This window comes from Serratia sp. N21D137 (assembly GCF_047530005.1).
GTDB classification, from domain to species: Bacteria; Pseudomonadota; Gammaproteobacteria; order Enterobacterales; family Enterobacteriaceae; genus Chania; species Chania fonticola_B.
The window spans coordinates 38,375-64,589 of the sequence record NZ_JBLJAJ010000016.1; the positions used below are offsets into that span (position 1 = coordinate 38,375).

The 26,215-nt window shown below is 51.6% G+C and carries 23 protein-coding genes and 1 pseudogene; 8 read left to right on the forward strand and 16 right to left on the reverse strand.

Features of this window, described 5'->3' with window-relative positions:
* Window positions 1-209 precede the first annotated feature (209 nt).
* On the forward strand, window positions 210-815 hold the full coding sequence (locus ACMV5H_RS14075; RefSeq protein ID WP_414822002.1) for a biosynthetic peptidoglycan transglycosylase: 606 nt from the start codon (window positions 210-212) through the stop codon (window positions 813-815).
* Window positions 802-1,461 (forward strand): hypothetical protein, encoded by a 660-nt coding sequence (locus ACMV5H_RS14080; protein ID WP_414822003.1) that lies wholly within the window; start codon window positions 802-804, stop codon window positions 1,459-1,461. The genes ACMV5H_RS14075 and ACMV5H_RS14080 overlap by 14 nt, the downstream gene beginning before the upstream one ends.
* 390 nt (window positions 1,462-1,851) lie before the next feature.
* Here the strand turns inward: ACMV5H_RS14080 and ACMV5H_RS14085 are convergent, their stop codons facing one another.
* The 8 genes and pseudogenes from ACMV5H_RS14085 to putP all read right to left on the reverse strand — a co-directional run bounded on the left by ACMV5H_RS14085 (window position 1,852) and on the right by putP (window position 10,205).
* Window positions 1,852-2,307: a transglycosylase domain-containing protein gene (locus ACMV5H_RS14085; protein WP_414822004.1), complete on the reverse strand. Its 456-nt coding sequence runs from the start codon at window positions 2,305-2,307 to the stop codon at window positions 1,852-1,854.
* Window positions 2,308-2,434: 127 nt separating this feature from the next.
* Entirely contained in the window at window positions 2,435-2,980 is a 546-nt protein-coding gene (locus ACMV5H_RS14090) for a hypothetical protein (RefSeq protein ID WP_414822005.1), read from the reverse strand.
* Between the two features lie 227 nt (window positions 2,981-3,207).
* A pseudogene (locus ACMV5H_RS14095) lies at window positions 3,208-3,351 on the reverse strand (IS30 family transposase); the annotation flags it as partial.
* Between the two features lie 411 nt (window positions 3,352-3,762).
* Window positions 3,763-4,551: a phosphate starvation-inducible protein PhoH gene (gene phoH / locus ACMV5H_RS14100; RefSeq protein WP_021180979.1), complete on the reverse strand. Its 789-nt coding sequence runs from the start codon at window positions 4,549-4,551 to the stop codon at window positions 3,763-3,765.
* A gap of 632 nt (window positions 4,552-5,183) precedes the next feature.
* Window positions 5,184-6,479, reverse strand: a complete 1,296-nt coding sequence (gene efeB, locus ACMV5H_RS14105) for an iron uptake transporter deferrochelatase/peroxidase subunit (RefSeq protein WP_414822020.1) — start codon at window positions 6,477-6,479, stop codon at window positions 5,184-5,186.
* 11 nt (window positions 6,480-6,490) lie between these two features.
* Window positions 6,491-7,624 carry an iron uptake system protein EfeO gene (efeO, locus tag ACMV5H_RS14110; RefSeq protein ID WP_059201101.1) on the reverse strand — a complete coding sequence of 378 codons (1,134 nt, stop codon included), beginning with the start codon at window positions 7,622-7,624 and terminating at the stop codon, window positions 6,491-6,493.
* An 18-nt stretch (window positions 7,625-7,642) separates the two neighbouring features.
* Window positions 7,643-8,488: an iron uptake transporter permease EfeU gene (gene efeU / locus ACMV5H_RS14115; protein WP_037375394.1), complete on the reverse strand. Its 846-nt coding sequence runs from the start codon at window positions 8,486-8,488 to the stop codon at window positions 7,643-7,645.
* Window positions 8,489-8,726: 238 nt separating this feature from the next.
* A complete protein-coding gene (gene putP / locus ACMV5H_RS14120; RefSeq protein WP_094983052.1) occupies window positions 8,727-10,205 on the reverse strand; it encodes a sodium/proline symporter PutP in 1,479 nt (492 codons plus the stop codon).
* 558 nt (window positions 10,206-10,763) lie between these two features.
* Between putP and putA the strand changes: the two genes are divergently transcribed.
* Entirely contained in the window at window positions 10,764-14,735 is a 3,972-nt protein-coding gene (putA, locus tag ACMV5H_RS14125) for a trifunctional transcriptional regulator/proline dehydrogenase/L-glutamate gamma-semialdehyde dehydrogenase (RefSeq protein ID WP_414822006.1), read from the forward strand.
* 85 nt (window positions 14,736-14,820) lie between these two features.
* Entirely contained in the window at window positions 14,821-15,171 is a 351-nt protein-coding gene (locus tag ACMV5H_RS14130) for a type II toxin-antitoxin system HicB family antitoxin (RefSeq protein ID WP_308738076.1), read from the forward strand.
* A gap of 32 nt (window positions 15,172-15,203) precedes the next feature.
* Here ACMV5H_RS14130 and tcyN read toward each other — a convergent pair whose 3' ends face one another.
* The 7 genes from tcyN to ACMV5H_RS14165 all read right to left on the reverse strand — a co-directional run bounded on the left by tcyN (window position 15,204) and on the right by ACMV5H_RS14165 (window position 21,382).
* Window positions 15,204-15,956 carry an L-cystine ABC transporter ATP-binding protein TcyN gene (gene tcyN, locus ACMV5H_RS14135; protein ID WP_021805696.1) on the reverse strand — a complete coding sequence of 251 codons (753 nt, stop codon included), beginning with the start codon at window positions 15,954-15,956 and terminating at the stop codon, window positions 15,204-15,206.
* Window positions 15,957-15,959: 3 nt separating this feature from the next.
* The gene (gene tcyL, locus ACMV5H_RS14140; RefSeq protein ID WP_021180972.1) at window positions 15,960-16,622 is read right to left on the reverse strand and encodes a cystine ABC transporter permease; all 663 of its coding nucleotides are present in this window, start codon (window positions 16,620-16,622) and stop codon (window positions 15,960-15,962) included.
* Entirely contained in the window at window positions 16,622-17,422 is an 801-nt protein-coding gene (tcyJ, locus tag ACMV5H_RS14145; RefSeq protein ID WP_414822007.1) for a cystine ABC transporter substrate-binding protein, read from the reverse strand. The genes tcyL and tcyJ overlap by 1 nt, the downstream gene beginning before the upstream one ends.
* Window positions 17,423-17,540: 118 nt before the next feature.
* Window positions 17,541-18,527, reverse strand: coding sequence for a D-cysteine desulfhydrase (locus tag ACMV5H_RS14150; RefSeq protein WP_059201105.1), 987 nt, complete (start codon window positions 18,525-18,527; stop codon window positions 17,541-17,543).
* A 126-nt stretch (window positions 18,528-18,653) separates the two neighbouring features.
* Complete coding sequence (gene fliZ / locus ACMV5H_RS14155) at window positions 18,654-19,163, reverse strand: flagella biosynthesis regulatory protein FliZ (RefSeq protein ID WP_021805698.1); 510 nt, start codon at window positions 19,161-19,163, stop codon at window positions 18,654-18,656.
* Between the two features lie 60 nt (window positions 19,164-19,223).
* Window positions 19,224-19,946, reverse strand: coding sequence for an RNA polymerase sigma factor FliA (locus ACMV5H_RS14160; RefSeq protein WP_021180968.1), 723 nt, complete (start codon window positions 19,944-19,946; stop codon window positions 19,224-19,226).
* 179 nt (window positions 19,947-20,125) lie between these two features.
* On the reverse strand, window positions 20,126-21,382 hold the full coding sequence (locus ACMV5H_RS14165; protein ID WP_209523992.1) for a FliC/FljB family flagellin: 1,257 nt from the start codon (window positions 21,380-21,382) through the stop codon (window positions 20,126-20,128).
* Window positions 21,383-21,665: 283 nt separating this feature from the next.
* Here ACMV5H_RS14165 and fliD point away from each other — a divergent pair, with 283 nt between their 5' ends.
* The 4 genes from fliD to ACMV5H_RS14185 all read left to right on the forward strand — a co-directional run bounded on the left by fliD (window position 21,666) and on the right by ACMV5H_RS14185 (window position 25,051).
* Complete coding sequence (gene fliD / locus ACMV5H_RS14170) at window positions 21,666-23,069, forward strand: flagellar filament capping protein FliD (RefSeq protein WP_094983056.1); 1,404 nt, start codon at window positions 21,666-21,668, stop codon at window positions 23,067-23,069.
* Window positions 23,070-23,092: 23 nt separating this feature from the next.
* On the forward strand, window positions 23,093-23,503 hold the full coding sequence (gene fliS, locus ACMV5H_RS14175) for a flagellar export chaperone FliS (RefSeq protein WP_021180965.1): 411 nt from the start codon (window positions 23,093-23,095) through the stop codon (window positions 23,501-23,503).
* Complete coding sequence (gene fliT / locus ACMV5H_RS14180; RefSeq protein ID WP_021805702.1) at window positions 23,503-23,871, forward strand: flagella biosynthesis regulatory protein FliT; 369 nt, start codon at window positions 23,503-23,505, stop codon at window positions 23,869-23,871. The genes fliS and fliT overlap by 1 nt, the downstream gene beginning before the upstream one ends.
* Window positions 23,872-24,184: 313 nt before the next feature.
* On the forward strand, window positions 24,185-25,051 hold the full coding sequence (locus ACMV5H_RS14185; protein ID WP_414822008.1) for a helix-turn-helix transcriptional regulator: 867 nt from the start codon (window positions 24,185-24,187) through the stop codon (window positions 25,049-25,051).
* 816 nt (window positions 25,052-25,867) lie between these two features.
* Here the strand turns inward: ACMV5H_RS14185 and fliE are convergent.
* Window positions 25,868-26,182, reverse strand: a complete 315-nt coding sequence (gene fliE / locus ACMV5H_RS14190) for a flagellar hook-basal body complex protein FliE (RefSeq protein ID WP_024528887.1) — start codon at window positions 26,180-26,182, stop codon at window positions 25,868-25,870.
* Window positions 26,183-26,215: the final 33 nt, after the last annotated feature.

The window sequence follows — 26,215 nt, forward strand, 5'->3', positions numbered from 1 at the left end:
AGCTCTGTGCCAGCAGCGGACGTTCCTAGCGTTTACGGTATACTAATCAACTGGTGACAGGTCAAAATTTTCATTTATTAAAAGTGAAAGTTGTAATATTATTAAGTCTTCAAATCTAGAATATTGTACTTTCAACCAATAAAGCACATCTTAGGTTAACCGAGCTAGCCCATGGAAATTGAGAGAGCCATACGGAATTAGAGAAATATATGACGATAAATGAAGATTGGCTTCACCTAAAGCAACAACTGACACATATTCAAAATGAGACTAAGAACTTGGTTATATCCCCGAATCTCGTAACCATGTTGATTTATGCTGAAGATCATAGATTCAGTAGACATCTTGGAGTTGACTTTATAGCTATCTGCCGTGCTTCATGGAGAACATTACTTTGTCGAAGAGGTGAGGGGGCTTCAACAATCGCAATGCAACTTGTAAGAGTGTTGACCGGTCGTTATGAGAGGACATTGAGCAGAAAATTATTAGAAATCTACTTAGCGATACGCTTAACAAAATATATAGAAAAATATGATATACCTAAGCTTTACCTATTTGTTGCTTATTATGGATGGAGGATGAATGGGTTGATTCAGGTATCGAATCGATTAAATATTGAACTTTCTACTCTTACTGATTATGAGGCAGCTAGTGTAGTGGCTCGACTCAAATACCCTGAGCCACAAAAATATAATCAGAATCGTTATGATAAAATTCTAGCACGAACAAAACATATACTTTTACAAGCTATCGCGCGCACAGAAGCAAGACAGCCACAACATATGCAAAAAGGTGATAACAATGGAACCGTTTAAAGTCTCGCCTCACCTATCCACCTTATTGGATAGCTATCCCGATGTAAAACTGATTGTTGATGCTGCAAAAAATGGTGGTGCCACTTCCAAAGCAGCTATTGCCAGACTGTGGCTATCAGAAGGCATACCTTTTGCATTCAAAAAATCACCGGCATTATATGAGGTTGTCAGGGTTTGGTTAGGTAACCGCCTTGATGTTGATCCCAAAGAGATACACTTAAGTGGTAGTGCTAGAATTGGGCAGTCCTTGGCGCCAGCTAAGATGGGTACAGTTTTTGGGAATCACTCGGATTTAGACCTATTCGTGGTTTCAGAGCCACTATTTGACCAGGTTAGAACCGATTTTAATAATTGGTCATATGATTTTGAAAGCGGAACAATTCAACCAACCAATGAAAAGGAAGAGGAATTTTGGGTGGGGAATAATAGTCGCGGCCAAAAAAATTTACATCGAGGTTTTCTTGATTCGTCCATAGTGCCCAATCGAGATGCATATCCTACAATAAAAAACATTTCACAATCAATGTGGTTACTTAAAAAAAAGTTAGATATTACGGAAGATGCTCCAAGCATAAAATCAGCTTCGGTTAGATGCTATAAAAATTGGGAAAGTTACGTCCGACAAGTTGTTCTTAGTTTAAGTTGAGACTCTTTTTCATTGCTTAAGGCCATATAAATTCTTACCGTGATGGCGGCACTTCCGTTTCCGGGGAGCATTTATCATACCGGAATTCTGTTTATTAATGGAGCAGGATTTTGGGGTGGGGTCATGCCCCACGTCCTTGCTATGGGCAGTTTTGTGCCAATAGTAGACATTGCAATAATGCTTACTTCATCATCCCGAGTGTCAGTTTGAGCCCATCAAAGAGTTAAAATGATCTGCTTTACGTTACAATAGCTCCCTTTAAGCGCAGATACTTCACTATAAGATAAAAGGCAGGGCTGCTAATTCGGTTTATATCAGCACGATTTCCTGACAATAAACCAAAAAGGATTAAGATTTATATTAGCATGCCTTTTTATCTACAAAACTGGCCTATTTCTTCAATATATCATCAATCTGTTTCCCCCTTCTCTTTATTCTTTCATTATCATGTGGTTCTTCATGCTCTTTAGTTGGGTATTTTAATCTGGCTATTAGTTCGCTTGCATCTTTTCTATCAGAAATAGATAAATTTAAAAAACCTTCTTTCGCATGACCAAAATAAGCACAATGCAAATAGGCTTTCCCTATTTCATTTTTATTTCGCACTATCTTAGTTAGTAATATGGCAATGACTTGCTCTCTTAGTTTTCGGCGAAGCGTCTTCTCGTATCTACCTGTTAATGTCCTGACTAATTGTTGTTCTATTGTACTTCCTCCTTGAATGATTTTCTTTGTCAACTGTAGATAAATACATCGAATGATAGCGATCGGATCTATGCCATAATGTATGGGATTTCTATGATCTTCTGCTGTGGCCAATACGTGACAATAATAATCACCTATCATATAGAATGATTTTTTTCTTTATTTATATATTCAACGCATTTAGCTAAATCTTTAATAATTTTTTTATCTTTGGATAAAATCATGCAAACAATTAGGTGAGGGATGGTAAGTATTGTCAGAAATAATCTCATTTATTATTTTGAAATTTTTCATTTTTAAATACAGCGATTCCTGTGGCATCGGAGGCTGTTGTTGTAAAAACACCGCTGGTTTTTAGCTTGGCTCTCTTTAAAGAAATAACGAGTGATGACGACCTTTGTGCCCCATTAGCGTCACCTTTTAAAGATATATGTATATTCATTTTGTTTCTTCCCAGGTAATATCGTTCTATTGTTAATACAACATCACCTGTGTTCCTGTCTTTGCCTGTATACGGTCTGTAATAGCCATCTTTTTCTATATCGTATGTTTTTTCTATTTTTCCTATTGCTTTTGTCGCTGACTCGTTAATTAATGTAAGTACAAAGAATGAAGATAATCCTTCATAGGTTTTCATTGCTGCGTGTTCTGTTTTTATTTTTAGATAAAAAACACCAGTAAACGATGGCGGTTTTTTAAACTTATCTTTAATTAAAAAAACGATAAGAGCACTAATAAAAAACACCAAAAGCCCTGCAACTAAACTTCCTAAATTGTTTGATAAAAGGGCGAAATGTTTGATTGATTCGAACATAAAATACCTCCTACTAAGTTTCCTTGATTATACAAGAGACATTACAGTTTGTAAGCCATTTAATAAACCGAAGTATCATTCCATTGTAGATTATTGTTTCAAAAATACTCACACAATCAGACATTTTGCCATCTAAGGCGTTATGTTTCAACGTGTGCAGGCAACGGTTTTAGAATTTCGCCACCTTCAGATTTACTAAATGTACACTTCTGCCTCTCGCTGTGAGTTCAACCGATGGATGCAACACACATATTGAACCGCTCTGCGGGTAATTCATAGTCTAGCGTTTTTCTCGGCCTTTCGTTGAGCTGTCTGCCAACACTGTTAAGTCTTTGCAGGCTGTGAACCGATAAGTCAGTTCCTTTTGGAAAAATTCCCGCTCTCGATTAACTTCATTACCGCCGTGACGTACTCAGGCGTTGCTAACTGCATAACGGGTTCCAGTTCTCGCTCAACCTCCCCACAGTTATTGACAGGACTCCGAGTCGTGCCAAAGGCGCTTTTTACGTCTTAAGATAAAAATCAACGTGCAAAAATCGGGGTCCAAGCATCACACAGCACGTCTGTGCTCCCCCTTGCCCAACGTTGTACGCTGCTAAATCACCTTCATCAGCGACAGCAAGCACCACCTCAAGGCAAGCACATGTGTTCACACTTGAGTCATTTTTAAGGGCTTACAGGTGCCTACAGAGTGACTTAACTCATTGTTTTTGATGACGTACTCCGTCTGTTGGATCATTAAAAAGGCCACCGAAGTGGCCTTTGGAAAACTAACAGACAAATTAATCGTAAGCATTAAGCGTGCGTTGGCACAAGGCAGAGCGCACACAGTCCTGTTTGTCGAAACGAATAATGCCGACCATCTCGTCCTCTTCGAAGCGCTCCAGCGCGTCGCTAAGGCCGGATTTCACACCGCGTGGCAAATCGCACTGGGTAATATCGCCGTTCACGATCACCGTGACGTTCTCACCCAGGCGGGTCAAAAACATCTTCATCTGGCTGGCCGTCACGTTCTGGGCCTCGTCCAGGATGACTACCGCATTTTCGAAGGTACGCCCGCGCATATAGGCGAAAGGCGCGATCTCTACCTTGCCAATTTCCGGGCGCAGGCAGTATTGCAAGAACGACGATCCTAAACGGCGTAGCAGAATGTCATACACCGGCCGGAAATAAGGGGCGAACTTCTCAGAGATATCCCCCGGCAAAAAGCCGAGATCTTCATCCGCCTGCAGAACCGGACGAGTGACGATAATCCGATCCACCTCTTTATGTATCAGGGCTTCAGCTGCCTTGGCAGCACTGATGAAGGTTTTACCGCAACCGGCCTCACCAGTGGCAAATATCAACAGCTTGTTTTCTATGGCTGATAAGTAATGACCTTGAGCTTCGGTTCTAGCCTCGATGGTAGAAGTATCCCGGCTGTCACGTGCCATGCCGATAGATTCCACACCACCCATTTGTACCAGCGAGGTCACGCTTTCTTCTTCACGCTGGCGATGACTACGAGCGTCGCGACGAATGACGCGTTTGGCTTCACGACGTGCTTTGATCACTGCTTTCTGTCTTCCCATAGTGGCACCTTACAGTTTGTTTCACCTACCGCAGGGCAGCAAACACCGAGCGATTATGTTACACACGTATTAGGTTTTGGCCCCCTTTAAAGCCATAGAATGACGTAAACACCTAGCCGCCAAAAGGCGCGGATCTTTTTCACAGAACAACGAGGTTGGTACAAAACAGGAGTGTGTGTCAGCCGGATTAATGCGAAAGGAAAGCCAAGAGTCGGTCAGAAATTGAGAGTCGTAGAGAGAGCCCTCGTTACAACGAGAAATCAGGGAAGGTATGTTATTTGTTGTTTGTAGCCCAACCAAGGACTTTACCATTAGCGATCCCCGCAGTGATATTTACAGCACTAAGCTGTGCACCGTGTGAAAACTACCGCCAGATGATTACAGTATAATGACATTCAACCGCGCCGCGTTGCTAAAATGTAAAAAAAATTAATATTTTTTGTTTTAACCCGCTGCAACACCACTATATCAAAGCGAAAACAACTTGGCATTAAATTATTTTATCGTTAAATATCAATATATTGGTTTTAATCCCGGTGAATGACATTTAGGTTTCCGGATTAAAAATTGAGCATATAAAAAAGCGCAACCTTTGCGCTGCGCTTCTCTGTTATGCTGAAAAACTTAGCTGTTCAAGCCTGCAGCAAGCCGCTGGCCAAATAATCGCCACTCGTCTTGACGCCCGGTAGCACAAAGAAATAGCCGCCACCGATAGGTTTAACGTATTCCTCCAGCGCTTCACCGTTCAAGCGTTTCTGCACCGTCAGGAAACCCTGCTCCAAGTCAGCCTGGTAACAGACAAACAGCAGGCCCATCTCCAGTTGCCCCGAATTGGAAACGCCCAACGAATAACTGTAGCCACGGCGCAGCATCAGGCTGCTCTGGGTTTGCGGTGTGCGCGGGTTGGCCAGCCGAATATGGGCATCCATGCGGATCAGCTTACCTTCCGGGTCTTTGGCATAGTCCGGTTCATCATGCTCGTGCTTCATCCCCAACGGCGCACCGCTGTGTTTTTCACGGCCAAAGATGGTTTGCTGCTCCTGCAACGGCGTCCGATCCCAAAATTCGACGTGGAAACGAATAATACGCGCGGCCTGATAGCTACCGCCAACGGCCCAGGCAGGTTCCTCCGCCTTATCACCGACCCACACCACCTGATCCATCAACGGCTTATCGCTGGTTTTTGGGTTGGCGGTGCCGTCTTTGAAGCCCAGCAGGTTAATCGGCGTCTCTTTGCCCCGGCTGCGTGCCGAGTGAGCCGAGATAAAACCTTCCCGCTTCCAGCGCACGCTGAGCAAGTCTGGCGAATGCTTGATGATATCGCGCAGCGCGTGGATCACCGTTTCATTGGTATTGGCACAGATTTGCAGCAGCAGGTCACCGTGACACAGGGCAGCATCGAGTGAATCGTTGGGGAAACGCGTCATGGTTTGCAGGTGCAGCGGTTTCTGCGCCTGTAAGCCAAAGCGCTCATCAAACAGCGAGGTGCCAACGGAAACGGTGATGGTCAGATTATCGGGGTAGATCTCTGGCCCCATAATGCCCGAATCCAACGGTGGCAGCTTGGGATCGACCTCCGGAGCCTTACCGCCGCTGGTGAGGAAAGCGATACGGCTGGTCAACAGGCGAAATAGCCGTTCAAGATCCTGCTTGTTGGTCGCCAATACGTCGAAAGCCACCAGCATCATGGCCGCTTGCTGCGGCGTCAAAATACCGGCTTGGTGCTGGCCGTAGAACGGTTGTTTTTGCCAGCGTTCGTCCTGCGAGGTAGCCAGTGGCTCTTCTGCTGCCCGCGCCAGGGATGGCCCCGCCAACGCCAGAGCACCGCCCATCATGCCCAAACCCTGCAACAACCGCCTACGCGAAGGCGAAGCGGCCTGCTCATCTTGAGGAAACGGCCCGTTATGCGGGCCGGTCTTGTTGTTCATCATGCTCAGCCTTAATCCAGACCCAGCACGCCACGCAGCTGTGACAGGTCTTCTGCCAGCGTAGTGATCGGCCCTTTCATCGCATTACGATCCGCGGTAGTCAGCTTCTCGTAAGACTCGTAACCCTCTGCGGTCTTGTATTTAGCCAGGATGGTGTCGACGGTTTTAAAGTTGGCGTCGATCTTCGCCAGCAGTGGCTGGTTGGCCTTTTCCAACAGCGGACGCAACAGGTTGACAATCTTCTGGGCGCCATCGACGTTAGCCTGGAAATCCCACAGGTCGGTACGGCTGTAGCGGTCCTCTTCACCGCTGATCTTGCTGGCCGCCACTTCTTCAATCAGGCCAGCAGCACCGCCCACCACTTTGCTTGGCGGGAAGGTCAGTTCACCGATGCGTTTTTGCAACTCCAGCGTGTCTTTATACAGACCATCGGCATACTCATTCATGCCCTTGGTGGTGTTATCGGCAAACAGCGCTTTCTCCAGACGGTGGAAGCCGGTGAATTTCGGATCTTCGGCTTTTTTCTCATAGTCGTCTTCACGGGCGTCGATGCTGCCGTCCAGATCGGAGAACAGCTCGGCAATCGGTTCGATACGCTCGTAGTGCTGACGGGTTGGCGCATAAAGCTTGCGGGCCTGGGCCACATCACCGGCTTTGATCGCATCGGTGAACAGCTTGGTCTGCTTGACCAGCCCTTCAACTTCCTTGGTGACATAGACTTTATATTCGGCAATCGGGCCAACCAGATCCATCACATTCGGTTTGCCATCAGCTACCGCACCCGCAGCCGTGACGACAAGCTTGCCTTTCGGGTTGCTCAACAGCCCACAGGTCATGTCGTATTCGCCCGGTTCGAGGTTTGCCGTCATTTTCTGGGTGAAACCTGGCGCGATATTTTCACGCTCTTCCACCACCATCACGCCTTTGAGGATTTCCCACTCCAGGTTCTTCTGGCTGGTGTTATGCACCACAAACTGGGTTTTACCGGCGGGCAGGGTCAACTGCATCGGCTCACACTGTTTGTCGTTAACGGTCACCAAAACTCGAGGGATATCCGCCGCCAGCGCGTTGAGGCTCAGCGCGAAAGCAGGAACGGCCAGTAATGCGGCATACAATGCCTTGCGGCGAAATAACGGAGTAGACATACGGGATTCCCTAGTAAATTAGTGATGTGTCTTGCGTTGCGCCGGGATCGCAGAGGATTCCGTACGCTGCGGCAGGAAAAAGAAAATCAGAGCAGGGATCAGATACAGGAAATAGACCGCCACTTCGCTGACCGATGGCGCTTCCTGATAGCCGAACACTCCCTCTAACAGGGTGCCCAGCAGTGAATGCGTGGATAGCTGGTTGCTGAGGTCGAACGCGATGTCCTGGAAGTGGTTCCACAGTCCAGCCTCGTGGAAGGCACGGATCGCCCCGGCGGCCAGGCCCGCAGCCACGAACAGAATAAACAGGCTGGTCCATTTGAAGAACTTGGCCAGGTGCAGTTTGATACCGCCCCAATAGATCAGCATGCCCACCACGATGGCGCACGCCAGCCCGAGCATCGCACCGATGGGCGCGGCAATGCCCACATCCTGCTGAAACGCAGCCAACAGAAAGAACACCGACTCCAGCCCCTCACGGGCAACGGCAAAAAACACCATCGCCACCAACGCCCACCCTTGCCTTTTACTCGAGTTGAGGGCGTTATCGATCGCCCCTTCAAGATGCACCTTCACCGAGCGGGAAACCTTGCGCATCCAGAACACCATATAGGTCAGGATGCACACCGCCACCACCGCTACCAGCCCTTCGAACAGCTCTTGCTGTTTTTGCGGAAACTCGCCGGTGGTTTCATTGATGAAGATACCTAGCGCCAGGCACAGAGCAACGGCGACGATTACCCCAATCCATACCACACCAAGCCATTGACCGCGTTGAGTCCGCTTCAGATAGCTGGCGATCAAACTGACGATCAGCGCAGCCTCCAGCCCCTCACGGAACATGATAAGGAAAGGAACAAACATAGAATATTAACCCCTGAAAAGGCGTTTGTAGTCAGCCGCTGGCGCTGAGTAACCAGGCTGCGGCAATGTAAAGAAAAGTAAACCAGAACGATAGTGATTATCATTCTACTGAAAAGAAAAACAAGAGGCGGAAGTGTGATTTTTATTAATCAAATGTCGCTAGTTGTTACAGCTTGATGAGAGTCGTGAAGAGGAAAGCAGATCTCTCCCCGATTGACGGGGAGAGATTAAGGCGGATTTAGACCGTTTTGAACTCGGCTTCTGCCAGATCAAAACGTTTGGTGATAGTTGCCGAAGGCTGGCGGCCCATCAGGCTAACCACCACGATGGCGATACAGCCAAACACAAAGCCTGGAATGATTTCATACAGATCCAGCCAGGCGTACTGCTTCCAGACGATCACGGTGATCGCCCCAACCAGCATACCGGCCAGTGCGCCGTTACGGGTCATACGCGACCACAGTACCGAGATCAGCACCACCGGGCCAAATGCGGCACCAAAACCGGCCCAGGCATAGCTTACCAGACCCAGCACGCGGTTCTCCGGGTTAGCCGCCAGGGCAATCGCCACCAGCGCTACCACCAGCACCATCGCACGCCCTACCCATACCAGCTCACGCTGGCTGGCTCCTTTGCGCAAGAAGGCTTTGTACAGGTCTTCGGTGATCGCACTCGAACAAACCAGCAGCTGACAGCTCAAGGTGCTCATTACCGCCGCCAGAATGGCCGACAGCAGGATCCCGGCAATCCATGGGTTAAACAGCAACATGGCCAGTTCGATAAACACCCGCTCGCCGTTTTGCGTCACATTGCCCGCTTGATCCGGGTTATTGGCAAAGTAAGCAATGCCGAAGAAGCCAACCGCAATGGTCCCCGCCAGGCAGAGGATCATCCAGGTCATACTGATGCGGCGAGCGCTACGGATGGTGCGGTGGGAGTCCGCCGCCATAAAGCGCGCCAGAATATGCGGCTGCCCAAAGTAGCCCAGACCCCAGCCCAGCAACGACAGGATCGCTACCAGATTCAGCCCTTTCATCATATCCAGATTGGCCGGGTTTTTAGCCGCGATCACCAACATCGAACTGTCGATGCCGCCCACGGCGAAGATCACAATCACCGGAGTGAGGATCAGCGCAAAAATCATCAGGCTGGCCTGCACGGTATCGGTCCAACTGACCGCCAGAAACCCGCCAATAAAGGTATACAGGATAGTGGCGGCCGCCCCGGCCCACAGCGCGGTGGCGTAGGTCATACCGAAGGTGCTTTCAAACAGGCGCGCACCGGCCACAATGCCGGAAGCACAATAGATGGTGAAGAACACCAGGATCACGATGGCGGAAATCACCCGCAGCAGTTTGCTGTTATCTTCAAAACGGCTGGTGAAATAATCCGGCAGCGTCAAGGCGTTGTTGTTGGCTTCGGTATGGACGCGTAACCGTCCTGCCACCAGCTTCCAATTCAGGTAGGCACCGATGGTCAGCCCGATGGCGATCCAGCTCTCAGAAATCCCGGAGAGGAAAATCGCGCCCGGTAAGCCCATCAGCAGCCAGCCGCTCATATCGGATGCCCCGGCAGAGAGCGCGGTTACCACGCTGCCCAGGCTGCGGCCACCCAGAATGTAGTCGTCAAAGTTGTTGGTGGCCCGATAGGCCAGCAGGCCGATCACCACCATCCCAAGGATGTAGACCACGAAGGTCACCAGCATAGGTGTGTTCATTATTTCAAACTCTCCACTTTTTATTCCCTTCTCCCTTTCAAGCCGCCGTATGTTAGCAGCCTCTTGAAAGTTATCGGGTATTTTTATGTCAGTAATTTCACCCGCCACGCGCCGGAACGGGGCGCATTGCGATGGTGGCGGATAAACAGCGTTTATACCCATCATGGTCTGAACGCTGGCTATCCTAGTTGAGGCAGTCAACAACCAACAAGAGATTTAACAAAAAAGTCACACGAAACTCACGCCAGGTCACATTTATTCGCTGTCAAGGTTGCACTCGTCACAGCCGAAACGAGTTGCACCTCTTACTTAACCCTGATTGACACAGGGAAATAAGCTAGTCTCACACCACGCCCCTGACTTGTCTGCCCATAATCCGTAGCGCTCAAGATGTTAAAAAATCGATGGAAGTCACACTTCGCCACGGCGCATATTTAACAAGGTTGCACAAAGTTGCAACATGCAGGATATTGTCGGCATCAATAACCTTATTACACAATGGTTCGCCTCTTAATCTGGCAGATTGGGAGGGGGTCCAAACACAGGAGTTGGATTGGCATGGGCACTACCACAATGGGCGTGAAGCTCGATGAAGCAACCCGCGATCGCATCAAGAGCGCGGCGCAACGGATTGACCGCACGCCACACTGGTTAATCAAGCAGGCTATTTTCAATTATCTTGAACGTCTGGAGAGTGGTTCCGATCTGCCAGAAATCCCGACACTGGCCGCTGCCGGCCAGGCAGAAGCGGATGATGTCACGCCGCAGGTGCCTGAAGAGTCTCATCAACCCTTCCTTGAATTCGCCGAACAGATCCTGCCGCAATCCGTCACTCGCGCAGCGATTACCGCTGCCTACCGCCGCCCGGAAACTGAAGCGGTGCCGATGCTGCTGGAACAAGCGCGTTTACCCGCCGATCTGGCTCAGGCCACTCATAAACTGGCCTATGGCATTGCCGAAAAGCTGCGTAACCAGAAGAGTGCCAACGGCCGTGCCGGTATGGTGCAAGGGTTGCTGCAGGAGTTCTCACTCTCTTCTCAGGAAGGGGTGGCTCTGATGTGCCTGGCCGAAGCGCTGCTGCGTATTCCAGACAAGCCAACGCGTGATGCGTTAATCCGCGACAAAATCAGCAACGGCAACTGGCACTCCCACCTTGGCCGCAGCCCTTCGCTGTTCGTCAACGCCGCAACCTGGGGCCTGCTGTTTACCGGCAAGCTGGTCTCTACCCATAATGAAGCCAATCTCTCAAGCGCCCTGAACCGCATCATCGGTAAGCGCGGCGAGCCGTTGATCCGCAAAGGGGTCGACATGGCGATGCGCCTGATGGGCGAGCAGTTTGTGACTGGTGAAACCATCGCCGAAGCGCTGGCCAACGCGCGCAAGCTGGAAGACAAAGGTTTCCGTTACTCTTACGACATGCTGGGTGAAGCCGCACTGACCGAAGCCGATGCCCAGGCTTACCTGGTTTCCTATCAGCAAGCCATCCACGCTATCGGCAAAGCCTCCAATGGCCGTGGCATCTATGAAGGCCCAGGCATCTCGATCAAACTTTCAGCGCTGCACCCACGTTACAGCCGCGCTCAGTACGATCGCGTGATGGAAGAGCTGTATCCACGCTTGCTGTCGCTGACGTTGCAGGCACGTCAATACGATATCGGCATCAATATCGACGCAGAAGAGGCCGATCGCCTGGAAATCTCCCTCGATCTGCTGGAAAAACTGTGCTTTGAGCCACAGTTGGCCGGTTGGAACGGCATCGGCTTTGTTATTCAGGCTTACCAGAAGCGCTGCCCGTTTGCCATTGATGCGGTGATCGACATGGCCAGCCGCAGCCGCCGTCGCCTGATGATCCGCCTGGTTAAAGGCGCTTACTGGGATAGCGAAATCAAGCGCGCCCAGATGGATGGCCTGGAAGGCTACCCGGTGTATACCCGCAAAGTGTATACCGACGTTTCCTATCTGGCCTGCGCCCGCAAGCTACTGGCGGTGCCGAACCTGATTTATCCGCAGTTTGCGACCCACAACGCCCACACGCTGAGCGCCATCTATCATCTGGCAGGCAATAACTACTATCCGGGCCAGTACGAATTCCAGTGTCTGCATGGCATGGGCGAACCGCTGTACGAGCAGGTGGTAGGCAAAGTGGCCGACGGTAAGCTGAACCGCCCTTGCCGTATTTATGCGCCGGTCGGCACGCATGAAACGCTGCTGGCCTATCTGGTACGCCGTCTGTTGGAAAACGGGGCCAATACCTCATTCGTTAACCGTATCGCCGATGCCACCCTGCCGCTCGATGAACTGGTGGCCGATCCGGTCAGCGCGGTCGAGGCCATGGCGGCTAGCGAAGGCCGCATAGGTTTGCCACATCCGCGTATTCCGTTGCCGCGTGAGCTATATGGTGAAAAACGCGTTAACTCCAGCGGTCTGGATCTCGCCAACGAACAGCGGCTGGCTTCGCTGTCCAGCGCCCTGCTCACCAGCGCAAGCCAGCAATGGCGTGCTGAGCCGATGATCGATGCTCCGTTGGATCAAGGAGTTGAACAACCGGTGATCAACCCAGCCGAACCGGGTGATATTGTCGGCTATGTGCGTGAGGCCACCGAAGGTGAAGTCAGCCGTGCATTAGACTCTGCCGTCGCAGCCGGGCCGATCTGGTTTGCCACCCCACCTTCCGAACGTGCCGCCATTTTAGAACGCGCGGCAGAGCTGATGGAAAGCCAACTGCAAAGCCTGTTGGGGATCCTGGTGCGCGAAGCGGGTAAAACCTTCAATAACGCCATCTCAGAAGTCCGTGAGGCGGTAGATTTTCTGCATTACTATGCTGGCCAAGTGCGTGACGACTTCGCCAACGACAGCCATCGTCCGTTAGGCCCGGTAGTCTGCATCAGCCCGTGGAACTTCCCGCTGGCCATCTTCACCGGCCAGGTTGCCGCCGCCCTTGCTGCCGGTAACAGCGTGCTGGCAAAACCGGCGGAACAGACGCCGTTGGTCGCCGCTCAGGCGGCGCGTATCCTGCTTGAGGCTGGCATTCCTCAGGGCGTTCTGCAACTGTTGCCTGGCCAGGGTGAAACCGTAGGTTCCCTATTGGTCAATGATGCCCGCGTACGCGGCGTGATGTTCACCGGCTCTACCGACGTTGCGGGCATTCTGCAACGCAATATCGCAGGCCGTCTGGACCCTCAAGGCCGCCCGACCCCGTTGATTGCCGAAACCGGCGGTTTGAACGCGATGATCGTCGACTCTTCTGCCCTGACCGAACAGGTGGTGACCGACGTTGTGGCCTCTGCCTTCGACAGTGCCGGACAGCGTTGCTCTGCCCTGCGCATCCTGTGTGTGCAGGAAGACGTGGCAGAACACACCCTGAAAATGCTGCGCGGGGCGATGGCAGAATGCCGGATGGGTAATCCAGAACGCCTGTCTACCGACATTGGCCCGGTGATCGACGCCGAAGCCAAAACCGGCATTGAACGCCATATCCAGGCCATGCGGGCCAAAGGCCGCAAGGTTTATCAGGCGGCAAAAAGCCTGGGAGATGATGAGAAAGAGTGGGCTCGCGGCACCTTTGTGAAGCCAACGCTGATCGAACTGGAAAGCTTTGACGAGCTGCAAAAAGAGATCTTTGGCCCGGTGCTGCACGTCGTTCGCTTCCAGCGTGCCAATCTGGGCGCGTTGGTCGATCAGATCAATGCTTCAGGCTATGGTCTGACGCTGGGTATCCATACGCGTATCGATGAAACCATTGCCAGAGTCACCGATCATGCCAAGGTCGGTAACCTGTATGTTAACCGCAATATGGTGGGTGCGGTGGTAGGCGTGCAGCCGTTTGGCGGTGAAGGCCTGTCTGGCACCGGGCCGAAAGCCGGTGGTCCACTCTATCTGTACCGCCTGCTGGCCAGCCGTCCACAGGATGCCGTGCAGCGCACTCTGAATCGCCAGGATAACGAGCGTCCTCTGGAAGCCACCGTACGCCCTACGCTGCTTGTGCCGCATCAGGCCTTGGAACAATGGGCCGTGGCGGAGAACCATCGCGAGTTGGCAGTCTTGGCGCAACAATACGCCGAACTGGGCCAAGGTGGCACCGTACGTCCGCTGCCAGGCCCAACCGGGGAACGCAACACTTACGCCCTGCTGCCACGTGAACGCGTGCTGTGCCTGGCGGACAACAACGCCGATGCGCTGAACCAGTTGGCTGCCGTGCTGGCGGTTGGCAGCCAGGCGCTGTGGCCGGAGGCAGAATTGCAGCGTACGCTGTATCGCAGCTTGCCGGCTGCCGTACAGGCACGGATCGGTTTCACCAAGGATTGGGCGCAGGATAATGTCGAGTTTGATGCGGCCATCTATCACGGCGACGCCGATCAGCTGCGCACCCTGTGTGAGCAGATTGCTCAACGTAGCGGTGCTATTGTCTCGGTGCAGGGCTTTGCCCGCGGTGAAACCAATATCCTGTTGGAACGCCTGTTGATCGAACGTTCATTAAGCGTCAACACCGCCGCCGCCGGGGGGAACGCCAGCCTGATGACGATCGGTTAATCGCCACATTTCGAGTAACACCACCAACCCCGCATTGACGCGGGGTTTTTTATTGCCTGCATAAAAATCAGCCGATTTTCCCGATGTGCCCGGCTGCTACTTTGCCGGAGACAGTCTCGATCAAACCTTCCAGGCCGCCAAAAGCGCTCTGGATGCCCACTTTGAATTATTGAGTGAAGAAAATCAGGTCATTCCGCGCCCACAGGCGGTGTCCTTCCATCTGGCTCAGGGCAACGACGCTCTCAACGGCGGCCAGTGGTTGCTGGTGGATATCAATATGGACAAGTTTGATGGCCGGGCTGAACGTATCAATATCACGTTGCCCCACAGGTTGCTCAACCGTATTGATTTGCTGGTGCAGCAGCATCCGGGCTATGGCAGCCGCAGCGCATTTCTCGCCGCCGCAGCGCGTAATGAGTTGTTAAAGGCAGGATAACGAGGTTAAGGGGGCATCGCCCCCTGACAAGATCACTGATTGAGAAACTTATCCAGAAACTGCTTGGTGCGCTGATGCTGCGGGTTGGCGAACAACGCCTTCGCGGGCCCCTGCTCGACAATGCGGCCATGATCCATAAAAATGGCGCGATCGGCCACGTCACGGGCAAAGCTCATTTCGTGGGTGACGATCACCATGGTGCGTTTCTCTTCTGCCAAGGCGCGAATGGTATTGAGCACTTCGCCAACCAGTTCAGGATCCAGCGCAGAGGTCGGTTCATCAAACAAAATGACCTCGGGCTGCATCGCTAACGCCCTGGCAATGGCTACGCGCTGCTGCTGACCGCCGGACAAACGTTTAGGATAGGCCTGCTCTTTACCGCTCAGCCCCACTTTTGCCAACAGGACACGCGCCAGTTTTTCAGCGCTGGCCTTGGCTTCTCCTTTAACAATCACCGGACCTTCGATGATGTTTTCCAGCACCGAACGGTGGGGAAACAGGTTGAAGCTCTGAAACACAAAGCCCACCTGCTGGCGCAGGGCCCGTACCTGATTTTTTTGTTTGCTCAGCGGGCGAGCGCTGTCGATCAAGATGTCACCGACACGGATAGTGCCAGAATCCGGCACCTCCAGCAGGTTGATGCTGCGTAGCAAGGTCGTCTTACCGGAACCACTCGGCCCGATAATCGCCACCACTTCACCCGCGTTCACCTCAAGATCGATGCCGTGTAATACGGTCTGCCCTTTGAACTTTTTAACCAACTGTCTGACTTCGATGGCGCTCATCGGCTACTCCTGATCCTGACGGTTAACGTGCGCTTCCAGGCGGTTCTGCAACGCGGAAAGCAAGGTAGCCATCACCCAGTAGATCAGCGATGCCGCCAGATACATGGCGAACACTTCCAGCGTACGTGAGGTGATCAGCTGCGCCTGACGGAACAGCTCCGGCACCTGAATGGTCGCCGCCAGCGAGGTATCCTTGACCAAACCGATAAAGCTGTTGCCCAGCGGAGGCAGCGCGGTGCGAGCCGCCTGCGGCAGGATCACCCGGCGCAGGGTCTGCCAGGGCGTCATGCCGATACTGGCCGCCGCTTCCCACTGCCCTTTATCGATCGAGGAGATCGCCGCACGCAGCGTTTCCGAGGTATAGGCTGCGGTGTTTAACGAAAGGCCGATTAATGCCGCCGGGAATGGATCCAGCTCGATGCCAAACTGCGGTAAGCCGTAATAGATCATAAACAGCTGGGCGATCAGCGGCGTACCGCGAAACAGGGAAACGTAGATGCGTGACAGCCAGGAGATCGGCCATAACGGCGAAAGGCGCATCAGCGCCAACAAAAACCCGAGGATCAAACCGAGCGCCATGCCACCCAGACTGAGCTGGAGGGTCAACAGCGCACCCCGTAATAAAAATGGCGCTGAATCCAGCGCCAGTTGAATACTCTCTTGCATTATTTAGTTACGTCCGCGCCAAACCATTTTTCAGAGATCTTCGCCAACGTCCCGTCTTTCTGCATTGCGGCAATCGCCTGATCGATAGCGGCCAGCAGTTCCGGATTGTTTTTACGCACCGCTATGCCAGCTTCCTGGCGAGAGAATGCCGGGCCAGCGACGGCCAGCGTATCACCGGTTTTCTTCACCAGATCCAACGCCGCCAGACGGTCGACCAAAATGGCATCGATGCGGCCTACGCGCAGATCCTGATACTTGGTTGGGTCATCGTCGTAGGTACGCACATCAACACCCTGCACGTTGTCACGCAGCCACTGTTCGTAGTTGGTGCCCAGACCCACGCCGACCTTCTTGCCCTTCAGATCCTCGGCCTTGGTAATAATGCCTTCGTTGCCTTTCTTCACCAGCGCCTGGATACCGGAAACGGTGTATGGGGTAGAGAAATCGTACTTTTTCTTACGCTCATCGGAGATGGTGACCTGGTTGATCACCACGTCGATACGCTTGGACTCCAACGAGGCCAGCATGCCATCCCATTTGGTTGGATTGAGCTTGGCCTTCACCCCCAGATGTTCCGCCAGTGCATTAGCGAAGTCCACCTCAAAGCCGGTCAGTTTGCCGTCCTCCCCCTGGAAGCTGAACGGCGGATAGGTGCCTTCCAGCCCAACGATCAGCGTGCCGCGCTGCTTGACCTGATCGAGCAGGTTATCGGCCGCGTAGGTTTTCACGTTCAAGCCGGTGGTCAGCGCCACGGCCATCACACCCAGCAGCAGTTGACGACGAAATTTTGAAAAGACCATAGACACCCCATCTGTTGTTTATCTTTTTGATTTCATGACTTTAACAGTCATAAATACTTCATAAAGGAATATAACCTAATAACTATAGTTCTAAATGGAATAACAACTTTGCTCGGCATCAGACCTGCGGGTGATAAGCAAACAGCGCCGGTGCCCCACCGGTGTGCACAAACAGGATCGGACCTTCATCGCGAAAACGTTTCTGGCTGATGCCATCAATCAACCCCGCCATCGCCTTACCAGTATAGACCGGGTCCAGCAGCACACCTTCCTGCTGCGCCAACAGCTTCACCGCCGCCATACCTTCGTCATTCGGCATACCGTACTGCGGGGCAAAATAGTCATCCCACAAGGTTATGGGGGCCAGCTCGTCAATATTCAGCGAACAGGCGACCGCTTTTTGCAACTGTTCAACCTTCGGTAACTGATCGATCACCTTGCGGGAAACGGTCACGCCAATCAGTTCGCTCTCCGGCAGCAGTTGCTGTAGCCCCACCGCCAGACCGGCGTGAGTCCCGGCACTGCCGGATGCCACTACGATCGAACTGAAGTTGATGCCATGGCTTTGTGCTGCAATTTCCAGCGCACACTGCACATAGCCCAATGAGCCGAGCGCGTTGGAACCGCCTACGGGGATGACATAAGGACGGAAACCCTGGGCTTCCAAACGTGTGGCCAGATCGGCCAGTTGCATCTGCGGATCGTGCAAGGCATCGCACATCACCACTTCAACATTGAACAGATCGAGCAGCAGGCGATTACCGTTACTGAGGTAGTTTTCCGCTTTGGTGTCGATGGGGTTTTCCAACAGCGCTACGCATTGCAGGCCGAGCTTGGCCGCCACGGCGGCGGTCTGGCGAACGTGGTTGGATTGAATGGCACCGGCGGTAACCAGGGTATCGGCCCCTTGGCGTACCGCGTCGGCGGCTAAAAACTCCAGCTTTCTCAGCTTGTTGCCACCCATTGCCATCGGAGTGACATCGTCACGTTTGATGTAAATTTCGCGGCCAAGGTAGTCTGAAAGGCGGGATAACTTTTCGAGCGGCGTGGCAGAGCCAACCAAATCCAGGCGCGGGAATTGCGCCAGTTGCTGTTGCAGATCCACAACTTCCCCCAGGGAATAAAATAACGGTGTTTGAGTGATAGATTTATCAGATGTGCTCTGAATAATCACTCTTTATTCGTGGGGATGGCTGCAGGGTAACCCGGCCAACCGACCGGGTCAGGTCAATCAATAACTTTTTTGCCAGGCCAGGTATTGGTCGTATTTGCGCAGCGCAATGCGGTAGTTATCGCTCGCTGCCGGTGGCAGATCGTCAATAATACGCTGATGGTTGAAGGCGCTGGCAAACTGATCGGCAGGATAGTTGTGTGCCACCAGCATTTCATCCAGGCGCCGCAGGCGCACGACATATTCACGGATGGTGCTGTGGTTCATCTCGGTCTGTTCAAACAGATACTGTTTAAACGCCATGATGTCGAAGTAACTGGGGTGACTATTACAGGAGATTTCACTACAAAACCGGCATAGCGCGGTCAACTCGCTTTGCACGTTTTGCCAGACCTGATCGTCAATCGGCTGATCCATCCGGGCGATGGCTTCCTTATTGATGATCTTGCCACGGAACACCAGTGCCATGCGGTCTAGCACCTTCTCGCACTGGGAACAATGGGTTTGGCTGTGTTTATAATCTTTCAGGTAGCGGCTGAGTGGCCGTTTCTTCAACTGTTTTCCTGGCATCTTTTGCAGTCCATTTATTGCGGCAGTAATCAGGTTGGTTAGGGAGGCAGGCTTGGGGGTTCAGTTGTCCTGAGCCAGACGTGCCCGCAGGCGTTTGATTGCCTGGCTATGCAACTGGCTGACTCGCGACTCACCCACATCGAGCACTGCGCCAATTTCCTTCAGATTCAACTCCTCCTGGTAATACAGCGTCAGCACCAGTTTTTCGCGTTCCGGCAGCGCCTCGATGGCATCGATCACCCGCTGGCGCAGATTGCCTTCCAACAGTTGATGCAACGGATTGGCAGCTTCATGACCTTCCAGCACCGGTTCGGCGCTGTCGCCATGCTCTTCCTGCCATTCGTCGTAGGAAAATAGCTGGCTATTATTGGTGTCCAACAGGATCTGGCGATACTCGTCCAGCGAGACATCCAACCCCTGTGCCACCTCCATTTCGCTGGCCGGGCGGCCGAGCCGCTGTTCCAACTGCTGCATCATGCGCGCCACTTCCCGAGCGTTGCGGCGTACGCTGCGCGGCACCCAGTCACGGCTACGCAACTCGTCGAGCATCGCACCGCGAATACGCTGCACGGCATAGGTCGTGAAGGCCGTTCCTTGCAGGGCATCATAACGCTCAACGGCGTTCAACAGCCCGATTCCCCCTGCTTGCAGCAGATCGTCCAGTTCCACGCTGGCGGGCAGCCTAACCTGCAGGCGTAACGCCTCGTGGCGCACTAGCGGAACGTAGCGCAGCCAGAGAGAATTTTTGTCCATGACGCCTTCGGCGGTATACAGATCGCTCACTATGTCTAACCTGCGGATAACGGAGTCATGGCTATTATCCGTAGCAGGCGCAATACCAATCGTCTGAACAGCCGTACAAAACGGGCTTTATTTGTGCCATGTAAAAACCCTGATGGCAGCAAAAGACAAAAAACCCTGCCGAAGCAGGGTTTGGATGACAGGCTAATCGGAGAGAGTGATTAACGCAGCAGGGTCAGTACGTTCTGGGTAGACTGGTTAGCCTGGGCCAGAACAGAGGTGCCAGCCTGTTGCAGGATGTTGGCACGGCTCATGTTAGACACTTCGGTCGCGTAGTCGGCATCTTGAATACGAGACTGGGAAGCAGACAGGTTGTTCACGGTGCTGTTCAGGTTGTTGATAACAGAGTCGAAACGGTTCTGTACCGCACCCAGGGAAGAACGCAGGCCGTCAACCTGTGACAGAGCTTTGTCCAGGGTTGCCAGTGGGTCAGCAGTTTTTGGATCGGTAGACTGTTGCGCGCCTTTGGTTACTTTGCCAGATGCATCTACAGTAGCTGCATAGTAAGCGTCGTTACCGTTGTCATCCTTACCTTTAACCATATAACCTGATTTACCGGCTGGATCTGTATAGGTACGCAGTTCATCACTACCAGTTAAACCAGTAACGGCGGTGGTACCCACTTTAACTTGAGACTGTTCCTTGATACCAGCGGTTGGGTTAGTGGTCGCAGTGGTAGAATCCCAGGTCACTTTACCGTCAGCGGCAACGGTGGCATCGTAAATAGCACCATCGGTAGCTTTTACAAAGAAATCAGTGCCATTCGCAGTGTAAAGTTTGCCATCGCTGGTTTTTGTCGCTGCGTTACCATCAGCCTGAATAGCCGGTGGCCCCATTTTATCAACGGTGGTCAATGCTGCGCCGCCCACTTTGGCAGTATCGATTGGGTTTGCAACGCTGAATTTATCCAAGCCCAGAGTTTTAGCATTAATATCTTTCAGATCGATATCAATGGTTTCACCATCATTAGCGCCAACCTGAATAGTCAACTTCTGATCGCTGCTCAACACTTTCACGCCGTTGAAGTCGGTTTGCTCTGAAATACGGTTGATTTCGTTCAGACGCTGAGAGATTTCATCCTGGATTGACTGCAGGTCGCTGGATGAGTTAGAACCGTTCTGAGACTGCACGGTCAGACGACGGATGTTCTGCAGGTTGTCGTTGACTTCGTTCAGTGCGCCTTCAGTGGTCTGCGCCAGAGAGATACCGTCGTTAGCGTTACGGGAAGCCTGAGTCAGGCCCTTGATGTTAGCTGTGAAACGGTTAGAGATCGCCTGACCCGCAGCGTCATCCTTCGCGCTGTTGATACGCAGACCGGAAGACAGACGTTCGATAGCGGTCCCCAGAGAAGACTGAGATTTGTTCAGGTTGTTCTGCGCCATCAGCGACAGGCTGTTGGTATTAATTACTTGTGCCATAATTTGCTTTCCTTACGAATCAGTTGCGACGTTCGCATTCACAATTAAAGGGTTCGGACCTTGTTGGTCCACGGCGTCAACCACCGTCTCCTCAGGTATCGGCGCTCCCCCCACAACCTTTAGATTTTTTTTCCGTTTTTTTCACTTTTCGCCAATGGCGCGAATAACGCTGTTTTTCCCTCTTCTACTGCGCCATCGTTTTTTCTATTTATCCGTAAACTTTTTACATACTGAGCCGATAACGCATAGAGCGTAAAAGTCATTGACCATAGGAGAATCACGAATGGCATCGATTAGTTCATTAGGCATCGGCTCAGGGCTGGACCTCAACGGCTTGCTGGACAAGCTGACCAAGGCGGAACAACAACGTCTGACACCTTATACAACCCAGCAAACCAGCTATAACGCCAAGCTGACTGCCTACGGCACGTTGAAAAGCTCGCTGGAAAAATTCGATAACCTGAGCAAGGATTTGGCCAAGCCAGAATTCTTTAACAATACTACCGCCACCACTCACGATCAGTTTAACGTGACTACCACCGCCAAATCGGTCCCGGGTAATTACAGCGTCGAGGTGCTGCATCTGGCACAGCCGCAAACCTTGACGACAAAGGCCGATATTAACGATCAAGCGGAGAAACTGGGCACTAGCGGCGCCAGCGATCGTTCGATTTCGATCACCGCTGGCAACCCCCCTAAAGAGGTCAAAATCCCGCTAGGTGACGATCAAACCTCACTGCTGGAAATGCGCGATGCGATTAACGGCGCCAAAGCCGGGGTGAACGCCACCATCATGCGCGTGGGCGACAACGACTATCAGTTGGCCATCAGTTCCTCCACCACCGGCGAAAAAAATACGGTTAAGGTGCAGGTTAATAATGACGATAAACTGGGAGCGATCTTAAATTATGATCCTACCAGCACCAGCAACGCGATGAAGGAAACGGTCAAAGGCCAGGATGCCGAGTTGACCATTAACGGTACCACCATCAAGCGCAGCACCAACTCGATCGCCGACGCCCTGCAAGGGGTGACGCTGGATCTGAAAACCATCACCAAACCGGGCGAACCGCAGAACCTGGTGGTCACCGCCGATAAAAGCGGCACCTCGGACAAGGTCAAGGCTTGGGTTGATAGCTATAACTCGCTGTTGGATACCTTTAATTCCCTGACGAAATACACCCCAGTAAAGAGTGGTGAAGCACAGAACAACAAAAATGGGGCGCTGTTGGGTGACAACACGCTGCGCGGCATCCAATCCTCCATTAAGAGCGCGCTAAGCGCCGCACAGGACAACCCGGAGCTGAAGGGCTTGGGCAACCTGGGTATTACTACCAATACCAAAACCGGCAAACTGGAATTGGACAGCGAAAAGTTAAAAAAAGCGATCGATGAAAAACCCGATCAGGTGGCCAATTTCTTCGCTGGTGATGGTAAAGAGAGCGGTATGGCGACGGAAATCCACAATGAGATCCAAAACTATATCAAGGCCGGTGGCGTGATTGAGAACTCGACCAAGAGTATCAATACCAACCTCGACCGTTTGAATACCCAAATCACCCGCGTGACCGAAAGTATTCAAAGCTCCATCGATCGTTACAAACAGCAATTTGTTCAGTTGGATACCATGATGTCGAAACTGAATGGTACCAGTAATTATTTAACCCAACAGTTCACGTCTAAATAGGCGCGTTAACCAGGTAAAATAGCATGTACAACCGCAGCGGAACCCAGGCTTACGCCCAGGTTAGTGTAGAAAGTGGCGTGATGGGTGCCAGCCCGCACCAGCTCATCGTGATGCTATTCGACGGGGCGCTCAGCGCCCTGCTTCGTGCACGCATCCTGATGGATCAGGGGAATATCGCCGGCAAGGGGCTGGCGATCTCAAAAGCCATTAATATCATTGATAACGGGCTAAAAAATGGCCTCAATCATGAACAGGGAGGGGAGATCGCCGATAATCTCGCCGCCTTATATGACTATATGAAACGCCGTCTGATGCAGGCCAACCTGCACAATGATGTCGCAGCCCTTGACGAAGTCAGCGGGCTGCTGGAGAACATTGCCGACGCCTGGCGTCAAATTGGCCCCAATTATCAACCCGTTCAGGACGGCGTATAATGGAACACCACCAACAACTGCTATTGGCCTATCAAAAGATCCATAGCCTGAGCGAGCAAATGATCACACTGGCGCAGGCTGGCCAGTGGGATGCGCTGATTGAAATGGAGATCACCTACGTTCAGGCGGTAGAAAAAACCGCCCAACTGGCGGGTATCCCTGAGCCATCTTCGAGCTTGCAGGATATTTTACGCGGTAAATTGCAGCAAATCCTCAAAAACGAAACCGAAGTGAAGCGACTGATGCAGCGACGCATGGACGAATTAACGGTTTTGATCGGGCAGTCTACCCGCCAGAGCGCGGTCAACAGCACCTACGGTCAATTCCATGACCGCGCTTTGCTGCTTGGTGAGCCGCAATCAAGATAAATCTTATGTTTAACCGCCTATCCTAAGTAATTAATAGGATAAAACACTATTATTATCCCGTTGCACCATAATATAAACGCATGAGATTTGAATAATTCGTATGGCAGGTAATGCATGAAAATGCAAACCGCTGGCACTATTGCCGATTTAATGGATAACACTTATCCCGACACGGACGTTTTCTGTTCAACAGGAAACTGATTCTTGACAAGTAAATTATCGAGTTGTGATCGGCAACAGGCGAAAAAATGTTGCTCCATCCTCCAGCAAAGCGTAAAGATATTCGTAGATAATAACGATGAAATGAATATTGATGGAACGCTTAATTAATTTTTGTCCCGGGATCGGTGCCTCAGCACACATCATTCAGCATACTGAACTGCGACTTCCGTCGCTCTATTTTGAGCAGACGCATCTGTTTTTGATCCAGCAAGGGCAAACACGTATACGGTGGAAGCAACGGGAGGTGGTAGCTCGCGCCGGAGAGCTGTTGATCGTAGAAGGTGGGCTAACCGCCGATGTGATTAATAGTCTTTCAGACAGCGGAGTATACAGCTGCCAACTGCTGATTTGCGATCCCTTGCTGTTTGATACGGTAGCCAATGCGCCTATCGCGCCGCCTCCCCCTTTCACTGGCGTCACTACGCTGACGAAGCTGCCCTGCCCGTTCTTGCACAGTTTTGAAACCGCGGCGCTGGCACTGACGCTGCACGATCGTTTTCCCCAGATGATTATCCGCCATAAAATGTGCGAAATCCTACTGTGGCTGGCACACCTGGGGATCCGCTTTACTCACCAGGAAACCAATAATCTGACCCAGCAGGTGCGCCGCTTGCTGGCAAGCGATCCGCAACGGATTTGGACCGCCGCCGAAGTGGCTGAAAATCTGATGATGAGCGAGGTGGTGCTGCGGCGCAAACTGTCGGCGGAGAATAGCGCCTTGCGCAACCTGATGATCGATGTACGTATGAGCCGCGCGCTGCTGTTATTGCAGGCCACAGACTGGCCGATCTCCGCCATTGCACAATATGTGAGCTATGAAAGTTCTTCTCGTTTTGCCGAACGCTTTCGTAAACGATTCGGCTTCGCACCTACCGCCATCCGTGGGCACCAGCGAATTATGCAGCCCACCGCCGCGCAGCCTCCGGCATATCCATGGCTAAATACGGTAGAGGAATAGATGCTGGGTTTAACAACGGCAGGCTGAGGATGTGACTAAGGCCACCCTGAGTGGCCCGTACATCAGTTGAGTTTAACTAACACATAGGTCAATACGGCCAACACAATTAACATGACAATGCTGAAAAAACGCCATCTTACTTCACTTTTAGTGCTCATCACTTTTCCCGAATAAATACTATTAGCGCGATTATTTCCATAGAAAAAATAACATCCTTGTAAAGCTGTGGATCTTTCATCTTATTCACAAAGCATCAGCCTACTCCAAAGCACGGTCAAAAAAATAATAGCCACCGCACAACAGGAATTAGGTCTTTCAATAAAACAGAGATATTTCTTTAAGTTACACCGCTCACGGTTCTCTGGCATTGCTTGAATGAGACTCAATCTCTTCAGCGTAAGCGATTATTTTTTGCGTGGTTTACGAGCGACACCGTACGAATCCACTCAAAGATATAAGACAGTTCCTGGGCTCGATGAGGATATATCTACATTACACCCTCGCTAATTGACATTTAGGACAATAACTACAAATATTAGCTTAATTAACCAATTTCAAGGAGGATAAGATAATGGAGTATTTGGTAGCATCGCTGACTGTTTTATGCCTTTTTTCCTTTAAGAAACACGCCAAAGTCATTGATAGTAAAAAGATTGGTGTTGCCCATAAAAAACACCGACGACGCTCAAGACACCGGCTTGCCATGATTTATTGATTAGGCAAACGGGTCGAAAACCACTGAAAATCACATTAGGGAGGCTTACGCCAATACAGAATAGATTATCTGTTTGCGCTATAGCCACCCTTTATTTACCGCTACACCGCCATATTCATGACGTCTTGATAAGCCGCAACCAGTTTATTACGTACCTGCACACCCAGTTGCAAAGACACCGAAGACTTCTGCAGATCGACCATCACGTCGTTCAAACTGATACCCGGCACACCCAATTCAAAATCCTGTGCTTGCTGACGCGCAGTTTGCTGAGTCTCGCTGATCTTACCGAGAGCCGCCTTTAACTCATTGGCAAAACTGGCTCCCTGCACCGGATCGTTTTGTCGCAGCGCTCCGGCCTGAACCGCCGTGGCTTGCAACTGCTGCACCACTCCTTCAATACCCTGAATTGCCATCATGACCTCGTTACTTCATTCATACCCTATGGA

What these genes read in the sequence shown, in the direction of transcription:
- phoH (WP_021180979.1), bottom strand. Translation starts at nt 4,551, where the DNA reads ATGGGAAGACAGAAAGCAGTGATCAAAGCACGTCGTGAAGCCAAACGC.
- ACMV5H_RS14075 (WP_414822002.1), top strand. Translation starts at nt 210, where the DNA reads ATGACGATAAATGAAGATTGGCTTCACCTAAAGCAACAACTGACACAT.
- ACMV5H_RS14165 (WP_209523992.1), bottom strand. Translation starts at nt 21,382, where the DNA reads ATGGCACAAGTAATTAATACCAACAGCCTGTCGCTGATGGCGCAGAAC.
- fliT (WP_021805702.1), top strand. Translation starts at nt 23,503, where the DNA reads ATGGAACACCACCAACAACTGCTATTGGCCTATCAAAAGATCCATAGC.
- fliZ (WP_021805698.1), bottom strand. Translation starts at nt 19,163, where the DNA reads ATGCCAGGAAAACAGTTGAAGAAACGGCCACTCAGCCGCTACCTGAAA.
- efeU (WP_037375394.1), bottom strand. Translation starts at nt 8,488, where the DNA reads ATGTTTGTTCCTTTCCTTATCATGTTCCGTGAGGGGCTGGAGGCTGCG.
- ACMV5H_RS14080 (WP_414822003.1), top strand. Translation starts at nt 802, where the DNA reads ATGGAACCGTTTAAAGTCTCGCCTCACCTATCCACCTTATTGGATAGC.
- ACMV5H_RS14085 (WP_414822004.1), bottom strand. Translation starts at nt 2,307, where the DNA reads ATGATAGGTGATTATTATTGTCACGTATTGGCCACAGCAGAAGATCAT.
- efeO (WP_059201101.1), bottom strand. Translation starts at nt 7,624, where the DNA reads ATGTCTACTCCGTTATTTCGCCGCAAGGCATTGTATGCCGCATTACTG.
- ACMV5H_RS14090 (WP_414822005.1), bottom strand. Translation starts at nt 2,980, where the DNA reads ATGTTCGAATCAATCAAACATTTCGCCCTTTTATCAAACAATTTAGGA.
- ACMV5H_RS14185 (WP_414822008.1), top strand. Translation starts at nt 24,185, where the DNA reads ATGGAACGCTTAATTAATTTTTGTCCCGGGATCGGTGCCTCAGCACAC.
- efeB (WP_414822020.1), bottom strand. Translation starts at nt 6,479, where the DNA reads ATGAACAACAAGACCGGCCCGCATAACGGGCCGTTTCCTCAAGATGAG.
- fliS (WP_021180965.1), top strand. Translation starts at nt 23,093, where the DNA reads ATGTACAACCGCAGCGGAACCCAGGCTTACGCCCAGGTTAGTGTAGAA.
- fliD (WP_094983056.1), top strand. Translation starts at nt 21,666, where the DNA reads ATGGCATCGATTAGTTCATTAGGCATCGGCTCAGGGCTGGACCTCAAC.
- tcyN (WP_021805696.1), bottom strand. Translation starts at nt 15,956, where the DNA reads ATGAGCGCCATCGAAGTCAGACAGTTGGTTAAAAAGTTCAAAGGGCAG.
- tcyJ (WP_414822007.1), bottom strand. Translation starts at nt 17,422, where the DNA reads ATGGTCTTTTCAAAATTTCGTCGTCAACTGCTGCTGGGTGTGATGGCC.
- fliE (WP_024528887.1), bottom strand. Translation starts at nt 26,182, where the DNA reads ATGGCAATTCAGGGTATTGAAGGAGTGGTGCAGCAGTTGCAAGCCACG.
- putP (WP_094983052.1), bottom strand. Translation starts at nt 10,205, where the DNA reads ATGAACACACCTATGCTGGTGACCTTCGTGGTCTACATCCTTGGGATG.
- tcyL (WP_021180972.1), bottom strand. Translation starts at nt 16,622, where the DNA reads ATGCAAGAGAGTATTCAACTGGCGCTGGATTCAGCGCCATTTTTATTA.
- putA (WP_414822006.1), top strand. Translation starts at nt 10,764, where the DNA reads ATGGGCACTACCACAATGGGCGTGAAGCTCGATGAAGCAACCCGCGAT.